The 12,951-nt window shown below is 69.8% G+C and carries 11 protein-coding genes and 2 tRNA genes; 2 read left to right on the top strand and 11 right to left on the bottom strand.

The features are described from left to right. The first annotated feature begins 62 nt into the window (after positions 1-62). On the top strand, positions 63-2,984 hold the full coding sequence (locus IEY63_RS13710; protein WP_189069570.1) for an insulinase family protein: 2,922 nt from the start codon (positions 63-65) through the stop codon (positions 2,982-2,984). Between the two features lie 190 nt (positions 2,985-3,174). On the opposite strand, the gene fabF is transcribed toward IEY63_RS13710, so the two are convergent. The 7 genes from fabF to tig form a co-directional block, all read right to left on the bottom strand. After that, positions 3,175-4,419, bottom strand: a complete 1,245-nt coding sequence (gene fabF / locus IEY63_RS13705) for a beta-ketoacyl-ACP synthase II (protein WP_189069569.1) — start codon at positions 4,417-4,419, stop codon at positions 3,175-3,177. Between the two features lie 123 nt (positions 4,420-4,542). Continuing rightward, entirely contained in the window at positions 4,543-4,773 is a 231-nt protein-coding gene (gene acpP, locus IEY63_RS13700) for an acyl carrier protein (RefSeq protein WP_046843145.1), read from the bottom strand. Positions 4,774-4,886: 113 nt separating this feature from the next. After that, entirely contained in the window at positions 4,887-5,636 is a 750-nt protein-coding gene (fabG, locus tag IEY63_RS13695; RefSeq protein ID WP_189069568.1) for a 3-oxoacyl-[acyl-carrier-protein] reductase, read from the bottom strand. Further along, positions 5,633-6,169, bottom strand: coding sequence for a DinB family protein (locus IEY63_RS13690; RefSeq protein WP_189069567.1), 537 nt, complete (start codon positions 6,167-6,169; stop codon positions 5,633-5,635). The genes fabG and IEY63_RS13690 overlap by 4 nt, the downstream gene beginning before the upstream one ends. Further along, positions 6,166-7,071 carry an ACP S-malonyltransferase gene (fabD, locus tag IEY63_RS13685; protein ID WP_189069566.1) on the bottom strand — a complete coding sequence of 302 codons (906 nt, stop codon included), beginning with the start codon at positions 7,069-7,071 and terminating at the stop codon, positions 6,166-6,168. The genes IEY63_RS13690 and fabD overlap by 4 nt, the downstream gene beginning before the upstream one ends. Beyond that, complete coding sequence (locus IEY63_RS13680) at positions 7,068-8,108, bottom strand: beta-ketoacyl-ACP synthase III (RefSeq protein ID WP_189069565.1); 1,041 nt, start codon at positions 8,106-8,108, stop codon at positions 7,068-7,070. The genes fabD and IEY63_RS13680 overlap by 4 nt, the downstream gene beginning before the upstream one ends. Positions 8,109-8,262: 154 nt before the next feature. Further along, entirely contained in the window at positions 8,263-9,564 is a 1,302-nt protein-coding gene (gene tig / locus IEY63_RS13675) for a trigger factor (RefSeq protein ID WP_189069564.1), read from the bottom strand. Positions 9,565-9,880: 316 nt separating this feature from the next. On the opposite strand from tig, the gene IEY63_RS13670 reads away from it, so the two are divergent. Further along, positions 9,881-11,536: an FAD-dependent oxidoreductase gene (locus tag IEY63_RS13670; protein WP_189069563.1), complete on the top strand. Its 1,656-nt coding sequence runs from the start codon at positions 9,881-9,883 to the stop codon at positions 11,534-11,536. 63 nt (positions 11,537-11,599) lie between these two features. Here IEY63_RS13670 and IEY63_RS13665 read toward each other — a convergent pair. From IEY63_RS13665 to IEY63_RS13650, 4 genes are all read right to left on the bottom strand, one after another. Next, a tRNA-Leu gene (locus IEY63_RS13665) sits at positions 11,600-11,685 on the bottom strand. A gap of 69 nt (positions 11,686-11,754) precedes the next feature. Beyond that, a tRNA-His gene (locus tag IEY63_RS13660) sits at positions 11,755-11,831 on the bottom strand. Positions 11,832-11,924: 93 nt separating this feature from the next. Beyond that, on the bottom strand, positions 11,925-12,374 hold the full coding sequence (locus tag IEY63_RS13655) for a cupredoxin domain-containing protein (protein WP_189069562.1): 450 nt from the start codon (positions 12,372-12,374) through the stop codon (positions 11,925-11,927). Between the two features lie 150 nt (positions 12,375-12,524). Next, the gene (locus IEY63_RS13650) at positions 12,525-12,950 is read right to left on the bottom strand and encodes a c-type cytochrome (RefSeq protein ID WP_189069561.1); all 426 of its coding nucleotides are present in this window, start codon (positions 12,948-12,950) and stop codon (positions 12,525-12,527) included. Between the last annotated feature and the right edge of the window lies 1 nt (position 12,951).

Below are 12,951 nucleotides of genomic sequence, written 5' to 3'. Positions count from 1 at the left end.
AGCATGAATCGTGCCCGACTTCCCGCACGGCGCGCCGGGACCGGGTTTAGACTGCCGGGCATATGACGATCATGGATTCACTGCCCGCCGCGCCGCGCGTTGGCGAGACGCTGGGCCGCTATACCGTCGAACGGGTCGAACTCCTGCCGGAGATGCAGGGCACGCTGGTGCTGCTGCGCCACGAACTGGGCGCCCGGCACGCGCACGTGATCCGCGCGGACGACAACTCGGCGTTCGGCGTGACGTTCCCCACCGTCCCGCAGGACAGCACCGGCGTGGCGCACATCCTCGAACACGTGGTGCTCATGGGCAGCCAGCGCTTCCCGGTGCCGGACCCGTTCTTCTCGATGCTGCCCAGGTCGCTGAACACGTTCATGAACGCCATGACGGCCAGCGACTGGACGACCTACCCGTTCTCCACTCGTAACGAGAAGGACTTCTTCAACCTGCTGGCCGTGTACCTGGACGCCACGTTCTTCCCGCTGATGCGCTACGAGAGCTTCCGGCAGGACGGGCACCGCTTCGAATTCGCCACGCCCGACGACCCCACCACGCCGCTGAAATTGCAGGGCGTCGTGTACAACGAGATGAAGGGCGCGATGGCCAGCCCCGGTTCGGTCATGTGGCGCGCGTTCGGCAAGGCGCTGTACCCGGACCTGACGTACGCGAACAACAGCGGCGGCGCCCCCGAGGAGATCCCGAACCTGAGCTACGAGGGCCTGCGGGCCTTCCACGCGGCGCACTACCACCCTAGCAACGCGTTCTTCTACACGTACGGGCAGCTGCCGCTGGCGCGCATCCTGGACGCCATCGAGAACCACGTCATGGCGCAGTTCGCGCCGCAGACGCTGGACGTCAGCATTCCCGACCAGCCCGCGTTCGACGCGCCGCGCCACGAGAGCGCCGTGTACCCCGGCACGGACGTGGAACGCGGCGCGCAGGTGCTCGTCGGCTGGAAGCTCGGGCATTCCAGCGACCCGGACCTGAACCTGCGCTGGAGCGTCCTGAGTGACGTGCTGCTGGGCAACCCCGCCGCGCCCCTGACCCGCCCGCTGATCGAGTCCGGGCTGGGCAGCGCCCTGGCGGACGGCAGCGGCTACCGCGACTCGTTCCGCGAGGGGGCCTTCGCCGCCGGACTCAAGGGCCTCCCTGCCGGGAAGGCCGCCGAGGTCGAGGCGCTCGTCCTGCGCACCCTGGAAGAGATCGCCACGCAGGGCATCGAGCCGGAACTGATCGAGAGCAGCCTCCACCAGTTCGAGATCGCGCAGAAGGAGGTCAGCAACAGCGGCTACCCCTTCGCGCTGGGCGTGATGTTCCGCCTGCTCGGCCCCTGGATGCAGGGCGGCGACCCCGTCACCGGCCTCCGCCTCGACGCGCAACTGGAGCGCCTGCGGACCGACCTAGCGCAGGGCGCGGTGTTCGAGCCAATGCTGCGTGAGCTGCTCGCCAACCCTCACCGCGTCACGCTGGAGGTCACGCCCGACCCCGCCCTGGCCGAACGAGCCGAGGCGGACGAAGCCGCCCTCGTCGAGCGTCTCAGCGCCGACTTCACCGACGAGGACCGCGCCCGCATCGTCGCGGACAGCCTGCGCCTCAAGGAACTCCAGGGTCAGGAGGCCGACCGCAGCGTCCTGCCCACCCTGGGCCTGGAGGACATCCCCACCGCCGCGCCCGCCGTGACCTACCACACCGAGCAGCCCGGCCGCGCCCGCGTGGCCCGCGCCGCGCAGCCTACCGGCGGCCTCACGTACCTGGACGTGCAACTACGCCTCCCCGCGCTGCCGGACGACCTGCTGGACGCGCTGCCGCTGTACACCTTCGCCGTGACCCGCAGCGGCGCCGCCGGGCAGGACTACGTGAGCCTCGCGCGCCGCATCGAGGCCGTCACGGGCGGCGTCAGCGCCGCCGTCGGCGTGGGCACCCCTCCGGACGACCTGAACGCCGTGCGCCTCGCCGTGACCTTCAGCGGCAAGGCCCTGGCCCGCAACGCCCCCGCCCTGGTTGAGGTGCTGCGCGACCTGATCGCCGCGCCCGAATTCACCCGCGACCGCCTGGAGCAGCTGCTCAAGCAGCGCCTCGCGGGCCTGAAGGCCAGCGTCGTGCAGGCCGGGAACGCCTACGCCGAACGCCTCGCCGCCGCGCAGCTCAACGCCACGGGCGCCGTGCAGGAACGCTTCAGCGGCCTGACCGCCCTGGCCACCCTGAAAGCCACCGTCGAAGGCGAGGGCGGACTGGACGCCCTGCTCAAGCGCTTCGGGCGCCTGCGGGACCTGATCCGCACGGCGGAACCCCTCGTCGCCCTGACCGCCACGCCCGACGACCTGAACCTCGACCTGACTCCCCTCACGGGGCTGTTCAGCGGCGACGCCCCCGTCGGCCGCCCCGCCCCCACGCTCCCCACGCGCGCCCCGCAGGCCCGCACGACCGACGTGCCCGTCTCGTACAACGCCGTCGCGTTCCCCACCGTCCCCTACTCCCACCCCGACAGCCCCGCCCTGCTCGTCCTGTCCCGCGTGCTGCGCAGCGAGTACCTGCTGCCCGAACTGCGCGAGAAGGGCGGCGCGTACGGCGGCGCCGCCAGCTTCGACCCGCGCGAGGGCGTCTTCGCCATGAGCAGCTACCGCGACCCGCACGTCACCCGCACCTACCAGGTGTTCAAAGACGCCCGCGCGTTCCTGAACGGCGACCTGGGCGAACGCGAACTGACCGAGGCGATCCTCTCCGCCAGCAAGATCCTCGACCCCCTGACCAGCCCCGACACCGCCGGCCGCCGCCGCATCTACGGCGACCACGCCGGCTACACCCAGGACGTGGAGCAGGCCTACAAGGCCCGTCTGCTGGCCGTCACCCTCGACGACCTGCGCCGCGTCATGGACACCTACCTCACCCCAGAACGCGCCACGTACGGCGTCGTGACCGGCCGCGACCCCAACAGCGACGACCTCGCCGCACTGGGCCTGAAGTTCGACGTGCAGGCCATCTGAAGCCCTCAAGCAGCAAGAGGCCCCCTCCAGTGATCGGAGGGGGCCTCTGCTGTGAATCTCATACGGAGTCCGTTTGTTTCGTTGACAACCCGGAACCACAGCGGGTTGCCAACTTCACGCCCGGACTCCGCTCTACTCCTACTCGCTCCGCTCGGATTGAACGGTTTGCAAAAACCGTTCAATCGGAGTCTCAGATCTTCTTGAACAGCAGCGCGGCGTTCTGCCCGCCGAACGCGAAGGAGTTGCTCAGCGCGTACTCCACCTGCGCCTCGCGGGCTTCCAGGGGGATGTAATCCAGATCGAGTTCCGGGTCGGGGTCGGTGAGGTTGATGGTGGGCGGCAGGATACCGTCCTTCAGGGCCTGCGCGACTGCGATGGCTTCCACGGCGCCCGCCGCGCCGAGCAGGTGCCCGGTCATGCTCTTCGTTGAGCTGATGGCGAGGGTGTGGGCGTGCTTGCCGAACACGTGCTTGATGCCCTGCGTCTCGTGCAGGTCATTGAAGTGCGTGCTCGTGCCGTGCGCGTTGATGTACCCGACCTGATCGGGGTTCACGCCTGCCGTGGCGAGCGCCATGCGCATGGCGACCTGCGCGCCGCGGCCCTCGGGGGCGGGCATGGTGATGTGGTGCGCGTCGGCGCTGGTGCCGTACCCGACGACCTCGGCGTAGATGGTCGCGCCGCGCTTCACGGCGTGCTCGTACTCCTCCAGCACGACCACGCCGGCGCCCTCACCCAGCACGAAGCCGTCACGGGAGGCGCTGAAGGGACGGCTGGCGAGTTCCGGCTCGTCGTTGCGGGTGGACAGCGCCTTCATGTTCGAGAAGCCCCCGATGGCGATGGGCGTGATGGCGGCCTCGCTGCCCCCGGCGATCATCACGTCCGCCAGACCCAGCTGGATGTACCGCGCGGCGTCCCCGATCGCGCCGGTGCCGGTGGCGCAGGCGGTGACGACCGTGCTGCTCGGGCCGGTCGCGCCGTAGCGCATCGCGACGTGCCCGGTCGCCATGTTCGCGATCATCATGGGGATGAACATCGGGCTGATGCGGCCCGGACCGCGCGAGTGCAGCACCCCGGCCTGATCCTCGAAGGTCTTCACGCCGCCGATGCCGCTGCCGATCACGGTGCCGGTGCGCTCGCCGCGCAGCTCGTCCTCACTCAGGCCGCTGTCCTGCACAGCCAGCGCCGCGCCCGCCAGGGCCAGCTGCACGTACCGGTCGAGTTTCTTCGCCTCGCGCGGGTCCACGAACGCGGACAGGTCGTCATTGACCTCACCCGCGATCTTGCTGCCGGTCTCCGCCGGGTCAAAGCGCGTGATGGTCGCAATGCCGCTCTTCCCGGCCCGCTGCGCCTGCGCGAACGCCTGCGCGCCCACCCCGATGGGCGTGACCGGCCCCAGGCCCGTGATCACCACCCGTTTCAGTCCTGAAACACCCACTGGCTTCCCTCCTGACTGGGCCCGCCCCGCACGGGGCCACCCGGAAAAAGTTGGGGCGGGAGGCGGATTTCTGCCCGCACCCCGCCCGTCACGCTGCCCCCCGCGTTGGGGGAGCGGCCTGAGTTACTGCTTGCTCTCGATGTAGTCGACAGCGGCCTGCACGGTGCGGATCGTCTCGGCGTCTTCATCGCTGATGGTGATGCCGAACTTGTCTTCCAGACCCATGATCAGTTCCACGGTCTCCAGGCTGTCGGCGCCCAGGTCTTCCACGAAGCGCGCCTCGGGGCTGACCTTGTCGGCGTCCACACCCAGCTTGTCCACGATCACGTCTTTCACATCATCAAAAGTTGCCATGAGTTCGTACCTCCTGATACTGAAGTCTGCGCCAGTCTACACGCGGCGTCCATGAGAGGCAGCTGATTTGAACGGGGTTCAACGGTCATGAAATGACCGGTGGCACGCGCCGTTCAGTGAGGGTTCAGCCCGCCGTCCACGCCGATGGTCTGCCCGGTGATGTACCCCGCGCCATCGCTGGCCAGGAACGCCACGAGCGCCGCGACCTCCTCCGGCTGCCCGAAGCGCGCCAGGGGAATGCCGCCCAGGTACGCCTGCTGCACGGTGTCGGGCAGCTGCGCGGTCATGTCGCTCTCGATGAAGCCGGGCGCCACGGCGTTCACGGTGATGCCGCGCCCGCCGTACTCCTTGGCCAGCGCCTTGGTCAGGCCGATCAGGCCCGCCTTGCTCGCCACGTAGTTCGCCTGCCCGGGGTTGCCCATCAGGCCGACCACGCTGGCGATGTTGATGATCCGGCCCGAGCGGGCGCGCATCATGTGCTTGATCGCCGCGCGGCACGCCGTGAACGCACTGGACAGGTTCGTCTGGAGGACGGCGTCCCAGTCCTCGTCCTTCATGCGGATCGCGAGGGTGTCCCGCGTGATCCCGGCGTTGTTCACGAGCACGTCCAGACGGCCCATCGTCTTGATGACGTCCTCGACGAGCGCTCCGGCGTTCGCGGGGACGGTCAGGTCGGCGCCGAACACCTCGGCGCGGACGCCGTGCGTGGCGGCCTCGTCGGCGACCTTGCGGGCCTCGTCGGCGTTCCGGCCGTAGTGGATGGCGACGTCGAAGCCGCTCTCGGCGAGGTTCAGGGCCATGGCTCTGCCTAGGCCCCGGCTGCTGCCGGTCACCAGGGCGACTTTACGGATTGGTTCGGTCATGGGATCTCCAGTGTTTGAAGCTTCAGTGCATTCTGCACGCCCCGCAGGTGATGCAGGTCGTGGTACAGGGTGAAGTGCAGCATCTCGGCCAAGGTGACCTCACCCAGGGCCGGGTGGGGCAGCGTCGCGCCGTGCAATTCGGTGTCTGTGCAGTCGGCGGCGAGGTGATGCTCCAGCAGGGCGACCGAGTCGCGGTAGGTCTGCACCAGTTCCGCCTGGGTGCCCTGCGGGTCGGGCAGGAAGCGGCCTGAGGCCTTCACGCCGCCGCGCAGCGCCTCCAGGTACGCCGCTTGAAGCTCGGCGGCACTGCGGCTGCCGGCCGGCGTGCGCTGCCCCCAGCCGAAGCGGTCGCGCGGTATGGAGAGGGCCAGCGCCAGCACCTTGTGCGAGCGGATCAGGTGATCGAGGTGCTGCGCGGGCGACCAGCGTTCCGGTGCGGCGCGCGTGAAGTCCTGTGCGGGCAGGGCCGCGAAGAATGCGGCCACCTCCGCACCACGGGCATTCAGCGCGTCCTGGAACGCGGCCAGGTTCACAGCGTGAAGTCCTGTACCTGCGCGGCGGTGCCGACGTTGATGGTGCGGGCGTCGGGCAGGATGCGCTTGACGAGGCCGGTCAGGACAGTGCCGGGACCGAACTCGATGAACACGTCCGCACCCACGGCGGCAAGCGCCTGGATGGTCTCGACCCAGCGCACGGCCCCGGTGATCTGCTCGGTCAGCAGTCCCGGCAGGGCGGTGGGGTCGGTGTTCGGCTGCGCGGTGACGTTCGCGTACACCGGGAAGGCGGGGGGCGCGAACGCGGTCGTCTGGAGCTCCGGGGCGAGCCCGGCGGCAGCGGGCGCCATCAGCGGGCAGTGGAAGGGCGCGCTGACTTTCAGGGGGATGGCCTTCAGGCCACGTGCTTTCAGGGCGGCGTTCGCAGCGTCCACGCCGCCCTTCGTGCCGCTGATGACGGTCTGGGTGGGGGCGTTGAAGTTCGCGGGCTGCGCGCCCTCGGTCCCGGCGCAGACTTCCGCGACGACCGCCGGGTCGCCCATGACGGCGCTCATGGCGCCCGCACCGACCGGCACGGCGGCCTGCATGAGTTCGCCGCGCTGGCGGGTCAGGCGCAGCGCGTCCCCGAGGCTCAGGGCGTCGGCGGCCACCAGTGCGGAGTACTCGCCCAGCGAGTGCCCGGCGGCGAACGCGGGCGTCAGGCCGGTGTGGGCGCGCCACGCGCGGTACGCGGCGACGCTCGCGGCGACCAGCGCCGGCTGCTGGTTGGCGGTCAGGGTTAGGTCTTCCAGGGGGCCCTGCTCGATCACGGCGCGCAGGCCTGGCAGGACGTGCTCGACCTGGGTGTACACCTCGGCGGCCTCGGGGAACGCGGCGGTCAGGTCGGCGCCCATGCCGACGCTGTGCGAGCCCTGACCGGGGAAGAGTGCGGCGATCTTCATGCGGTTACCTCTGCCTTGCTCTCGGCTTTCAGGCTGGGCGCGCCGTCCCACCATTTCATGGTGCCCGCCACCCAGCTCAGGCCGCCGCCGAACGCGATCAGCAGGAGCTGCTGCCCGTCTGTGATCTGCCCGGCGTCCACGCCCTCGCGCAGCACGAGCGGCACGGTCGCGGAGCTGGTGTTCCCGTAGCGGTCGAGGTTCACGATGGTCTTACTCATGGGTAGCCCGAAGCGGTCCATGGCGGCCTCGATGATCCGCACGTTCGCCTGGTGCGGGATGACCCAGTCCACGTCAGCGGTGGTCAGGCCGCTCTTGGCGAGGACCTGCGTGCCGCTGTCCCCCAGGACGCGCACGGCGAACTTGAAGACCTCGCGGCCGTTCATGCCGACCGATTCGCCCATGGGGAAGCCGCCGGGGAGGTTGGGGGCGGCGCAGCGCAGGTACAGGCTGGACCCGCCGTTGCCGTCGGCGCCCATGATGAAGTCCTGGAAACCGTACCCGGCGGGCACTGGGCCGACCACGGCGGCGCCCGCGCCGTCCCCGAAGAGGATGGCGGTGTTGCGGTCATTCTGGTCCACGACTTTGCTCAGGGCCTCGGCGCCGACGACCAGCACGCGCCGGGCGCTGCCCGCGAGGATCAGGCCCTGCGCGACGCTCAGGGCGTACACGAAGCCGCTGCACGCGGTCGAGAGGTCGAAGGCGGCCGCGCCGGTCAGGCCGACCTGCATGCCGATCAGCGCGGCGGTGGAGGGCATCAGCGCGTCGGGGCTGACGGTGGCGCAGATGATGGCGTCCACGTCCTGCAGGGCCTGTGGGTCGCGTCGCAGCATGTCGCGCACGGCCAGGACGCCCACGTCACTGGTGTACTGGTCGGGCGCGGCGAAGCGGCGTTCGCGGATGCCGGTGCGGGATTCGATCCACTCGGCGTTGGTGTCCATGCGGGCTTCAAATTCGCTGTTGGGTACGACGCGTTCGGGCACGTACATGCCCAGGGCCGTGATGCCCAGCGTGGGCCGGGTGGGGGAGGGGGTGCTCATAGGGGCACCGTAGCATTCTTTGAACGGACGTTCAATGAATTGAGTCCAGATTCTGTCCGGATCATCCGAGCAGACGGCTCACCCCCCTCATCCAGTCAGGGCCAGCAGAAAAACCGGGGCGCTCCCGCAGGAACGCCCCGGCCCTCAGACGGAATTACTCCGCGCTGGTTTCGGTGCTCTGCTCGTCGGTGCTCTCGGCGGCCTCGCTGCCCTCGCTCTTGGCGCCGGACAGCTGGGCGATGGCCTGCTGAAGGCCCTTCTCGCGCACGAGGCTGATGTAGTACGAGTTGATGCCGTTCGGCCCGAGCTGCTTGCTCAGCTCGGCTGGGGTCAGGCCGTTGGCCTGCGCCAGCGCGTTCATGGTCTGGTTGAACTCGGCGTCGCTGACCTGCACCTTCAGGTCCTCGGCCAGCTTCTCCAGCACCAGGTCACGCTTCACGCGGCTCTCGGCGTTCTTGCCCAGGTCGGCCATGAAGTCGTCCAGCTTGCCCTGCTCCTGCATGAACGCCTCGTACTCGCCCCACTTGACGCCCTGGCGGCCCAGGTCGTCCTTGATCTCTTCGAGCATGCCCTCGCGGCGGCGCTCCAGCAGCGCCTGGGGAATGTCGGCTTCCATGCCGTCCACCAGCGCGGTGATGAACTCCTCGCGGCGGGCGGCTTCGCCCTCCTGCTGCGCGCGGCGTTCCAGTTCACCCTTCAGGTCGGTCCGCAGGCGTTCCAGGGAGTCGAAGTTCAGGCTGCCCGCGAAGGCGTCGTCGAGCTCCTGCAACTGCTTGGTCTTCACGTCCACGACCTTGACGGTCACGGTGTGCTCGGCGTGCTCGTGGTCGCCGTGGCTGTGCGCGGGCACGGTGATCTCCACGGTGTCGCCCTTGGTCTTGCCGACCAGCGCGTCACGGACGTGCGCCTCGGCGACGTCCAGGTACACGGGGTACGTGCCGCCGTCCTCGCCTTCTTCCTCGATGGTCACCTGGTCGCCGGCCTCGATGGGACGCTCGACGCTCTCGAAGGTGGCGTTGCGCTCGCGCAGGTCGTTCAGGGTGCGCTCGAGCACCTCGTCGGTGATCTCGGGCGCGGCGGCGCTGAGGCTCAGGCCGCTCCAGTCGGCGAGTTTCACTTCAGGGTACGTCTCGCCCTTTACGGTGAACTCGAACGTCTGGCCGCTGGCCAGGGCCTGCGGCTCGATGTTGGCGTCCACGAGGCTGAGTTTCAGTTCGCGGGCGGCCTGGGTGTAGTGCGTTTCCAGCAGGCGGTCACGGACTTCCTGCTCGACGTAGCCCTTGCCCACGCGACCCTCGATGACCTTGCGGGGAGCCTTGCCGGGGCGGAAGCCGGGCACGCGCACGTCGCGCGCCAGACCGGCCCACACCTGGTCGTAGGCGCGGTTCACTTCGGCGGCGGGCACCGACACCTTGAATTCCACCTTGTTGCCTTCTCTGCTGATCAGCTCTGCCATTGGGTCTCCCGTCTGCGCCGCTTCCGCCCGCCGTCAGGCCCCGGTGGGGGTGCGTGCGGGCGTGCGCGGCGCGTTCCTCTGTTGAATCTGCCCTGCCGCTCACCGGCTCCCCACCACCGCGGGGGCCTGGGCGCGACATGCCGCCAAGCATGATAGTGCATTTACGCGCGGTGGACAGGAGGCCGCAGGGCCCCGCGGGCCCCGTCCGCTGCGCGTCTCGCCTGGGCGCGCCCCTGCGGCCGAACGGCCCGCACCGGGCGGGGCGTACACTGACCGGTACGGCCATGAACACCCCCGCACGCCACGGAACGCCCGCATGATCACACCGGACTGCCTGCGCCAGGTCCCCATCTTCGCGGACCTGGCCGAGGAACTGCTGCACGCCCTGGCCGCCGACTCGGCGGACGTGCGCCTGAACCCGGGCGAGTACCTGATCCGCGAGGGCGACTCGGTCGCGTTCTTCGTGCTGCTTGAGGGTGAACTGAACGTCACGAAGGACGTCGCGGGCGAGCCGCAGGCGGTGGACACCTACGGTCCCGGCGACTCATTCGGGGAGCTGCCGCTGCTGCTGGGCACGTCCGCCACAGTGGACCTGCGCGCCCGGACGCCAGTGCGGGTCATGCGGGTGGACTCTCAGGACTTCATGGCGCTGCTGCGCTACTCGGACACCCTGGCGGGCACCGTCGTGTCGAACATGACCCGCCGCGTGCAGAACCTCCAGCGCGTGGTGCTGGACGCCCCGCCCGCCGTGACGCTGCTGGTGGGCTCGGCGGACGACCTGCACTGCTTCGGGCTGCGCGACTTCCTGTCCCGCAATCAGGTGGTGTTCCGCTGGCTGGACCCGGGCACCCCCACCCTGGCCTGCGAGATTCCCACGGGGGTCGAGGCGGGCCCCCTCCCGGCCGTGGTGCTTCCGGACGGCCAGGTGCTGATCCGCCCCAGCGTGCGGGACCTCGCGCCGCGCGTGGGTTTGCAGGTGGACCCCACCATGCAGGAGTACGACGTGGTGATCGTGGGCGGCGGCCCGGCCGGTCTGGCGGCCGCGGTGTACGGCGCCTCGGAGGGCCTGTGCACCCTGCTGATCGAGAAAGAAGCCCCGGGCGGTCAGGCCGGCACGAGCAGCCGCATCGAGAACTACCTGGGCTTCCCGACCGGGCTGTCCGGCGGGGAACTGAGCGCGCGGGCGCTGCGGCAGGCCCGCCGCTTCGGCGCGGAAGTCGTCACGACCCGTGAGGTAGAGACCCTGGTGCCCGGCCCGGACACGCACGAGGTGGTGCTCGACGGCGGCGCGCGGGTGCGTGCCCGCAGCGTGGTGCTGACCATGGGCGTGACGTGGCGGGCGCTGCCACTTGGCGGCGTGGACCGCTTCGTGGGGCGCGGCGTGTGGTACGGCGCGGCCCGCACCGAAGCGCCCGGTACGCGCGGCAAGGACGTGTACCTGATCGGCGGGGGCAACTCGGCCGGGCAGGCGGCCATGTTCTTCTCGAACTACGCCCGGCGCGTGTCCCTGCTGATCCGCGCGCCACAGGTGGAACGCGGTATGTCGCAGTACCTGATCGACCAGCTGCGCGCCCGGGACAACGTGCGCATCTGCGAGTGCTGCGAGGTCACGGCCCTGCACGGCGACGCGCACCTGAGTGGCCTGACCGTGCACCACTCGGACACCGGCGAGGACGAACATGTGCAGACCGACTCACTGTTCGTGCTGATCGGCGCGGACGCCCGCACCGACTGGCTGGATGGCGTGGTCCTGCGCGACGAGCGCGGCTACGTCTGCTCGGGCCTGGACCTGGCGCCGCAGGGCGCGTGGCCGCTCAGCCGCGACCCGTTCCCACTGGAAACCAGCGTTCCCGGCGTGTTCGTGGCCGGGGACGTGCGGCGCGGCTCAGTCAAGCGCGTGGCCAGCAGCGTCGGCGAGGGGAGCATGAGCATCGCCCTCGTGCATCAGTTCCTCGCGCTGAACGCTGAATGACCTGACGGCGTGCACGGGCAGAAATGAGAACAGCCCGCGTCACGGCGAGCTGTTCTGTCTGGGTGGTGCGAGGAAAGGGACTTGAACCCTCACTCCCTACGGGAACCAGATCCTAAGTCTGGTGCGTCTACCAATTCCGCCATCCCCGCACGCTGGTTGTGTCTGAACTTGAAATGAAAGCCGGCCCTGGGCTGATGCCTGGGGCCGGGATTTCAGTGTGGGGTGGATTATGGGATTTGAACCCACGACCTCCGCTTCCACAGAGCGGCGCTCTAACCGGCTGAGCTAAACCCACCACGCTGGCCTACGTCCTGTCAGGCCCACACAGCTTAAAGGCGCAGGGGCAGGCTGTCAATCCCACGCGGGGGAACGCCTGCCCCGGGCGGCCTCACTTCACGGTGACGGTGCCTTTCATGCCGCCCTCGTAATGGCCGGGCTCGTGGCAGGCCATCTCGAAAGTGCCGGCGTGCGCGGGCGTGAAGCTCAGCGTGGCGGACTGCCCGGGTTTCAGGGCCACCTCAATGAACTTGCCGGTCACGGCCTTCCCGGCGATCTTCAGCGCGGTGTCCCTGCTGGCCAGCCAGATGGAGTTCTTCTCCATGTAGGCGTCCCAGGCGTTCTCGCCCCTGGGGAGCGTCCTGGGTTTGGCGTACAGCTGGAATTCGTGGTCGGCCTTGCCGGTGTTCTTCAGCGTGATCGTGACCTTCTGCCCGGCTTTCAGGCTGAGGTTCATGGGCATGAACATCATCTCGGACATGCGGACCGTGACGGCCTGCGTACCGGCAGCGTGAACGAGGCTGGTGGAGGCGAGGATGGCCAGCAGGGTCAGGTGTTTCATGGGTCTCCTGGGGACGAAGCGGGCGCGTCCCTGTCGCGCTGGGCAGGGTGTCCAGCTGGGTCGCCCGGAGTGTAGGCCGGCCCGTCCGGGCAGGGGATGCGCCCAGCATGAGAGTGGCCCACCCCCGTTCAGGGGCCGGGCCGCATGCGGTCACTGGAGGGTCTTCACGTACGCCTGGATGGCGTCCAGCTGCGCGTCGGTGGGGGGCGCGCCGTCCAGGCCGGTGGTGGCGAAGCGGGGCATCACGACGCCCAGCGTGCGGCCTTCCGGGGCCTTCCCGTCCAGCACCGCGTGCCGGAAGTCGGCGGCGCTCCAGCCGCCCACGACCTTCAGGGCGGGGCCGACCGCGCCCTCGGCCTTCGCGCCGTGGCAGCCGGCGCAGTTCCCGGCGTACAGGACGCTGCCGTCCGGGGTGGCGGCGCTGCTGGCCGCCGCGACGACTGCGCCGCTGCCCGTGCCCGCCAGGCGGTGCCCGGCCCCATACGAGCCGGCGCCCAGCGCCACGCCCAGCACCAGCAGCCCCACAAAGCCCGCGATCTGCCCCGGCGTGAACCAGCCCCCGTGTGCCTCGTTCATG

The organism is Deinococcus radiotolerans (assembly GCF_014647435.1).
Lineage (GTDB): Bacteria > Deinococcota > Deinococci > Deinococcales > Deinococcaceae > Deinococcus > Deinococcus radiotolerans.
Note: the sequence above shows the minus strand (reverse complement) of the source record. Positions and strands in the feature narration are given on the sequence as shown.

What these genes read in the sequence shown, in the direction of transcription:
- IEY63_RS13710 (WP_189069570.1), top strand. Translation starts at nt 63, where the DNA reads ATGACGATCATGGATTCACTGCCCGCCGCGCCGCGCGTTGGCGAGACG.
- acpP (WP_046843145.1), bottom strand. Translation starts at nt 4,773, where the DNA reads ATGGCAACTTTTGATGATGTGAAAGACGTGATCGTGGACAAGCTGGGT.
- fabG (WP_189069568.1), bottom strand. Translation starts at nt 5,636, where the DNA reads ATGACCGAACCAATCCGTAAAGTCGCCCTGGTGACCGGCAGCAGCCGG.
- fabD (WP_189069566.1), bottom strand. Translation starts at nt 7,071, where the DNA reads ATGAAGATCGCCGCACTCTTCCCCGGTCAGGGCTCGCACAGCGTCGGC.
- IEY63_RS13680 (WP_189069565.1), bottom strand. Translation starts at nt 8,108, where the DNA reads ATGAGCACCCCCTCCCCCACCCGGCCCACGCTGGGCATCACGGCCCTG.
- tig (WP_189069564.1), bottom strand. Translation starts at nt 9,564, where the DNA reads ATGGCAGAGCTGATCAGCAGAGAAGGCAACAAGGTGGAATTCAAGGTG.
- IEY63_RS13670 (WP_189069563.1), top strand. Translation starts at nt 9,881, where the DNA reads ATGATCACACCGGACTGCCTGCGCCAGGTCCCCATCTTCGCGGACCTG.
- IEY63_RS13655 (WP_189069562.1), bottom strand. Translation starts at nt 12,374, where the DNA reads ATGAAACACCTGACCCTGCTGGCCATCCTCGCCTCCACCAGCCTCGTT.
- IEY63_RS13650 (WP_189069561.1), bottom strand. Translation starts at nt 12,950, where the DNA reads ATGAACGAGGCACACGGGGGCTGGTTCACGCCGGGGCAGATCGCGGGC.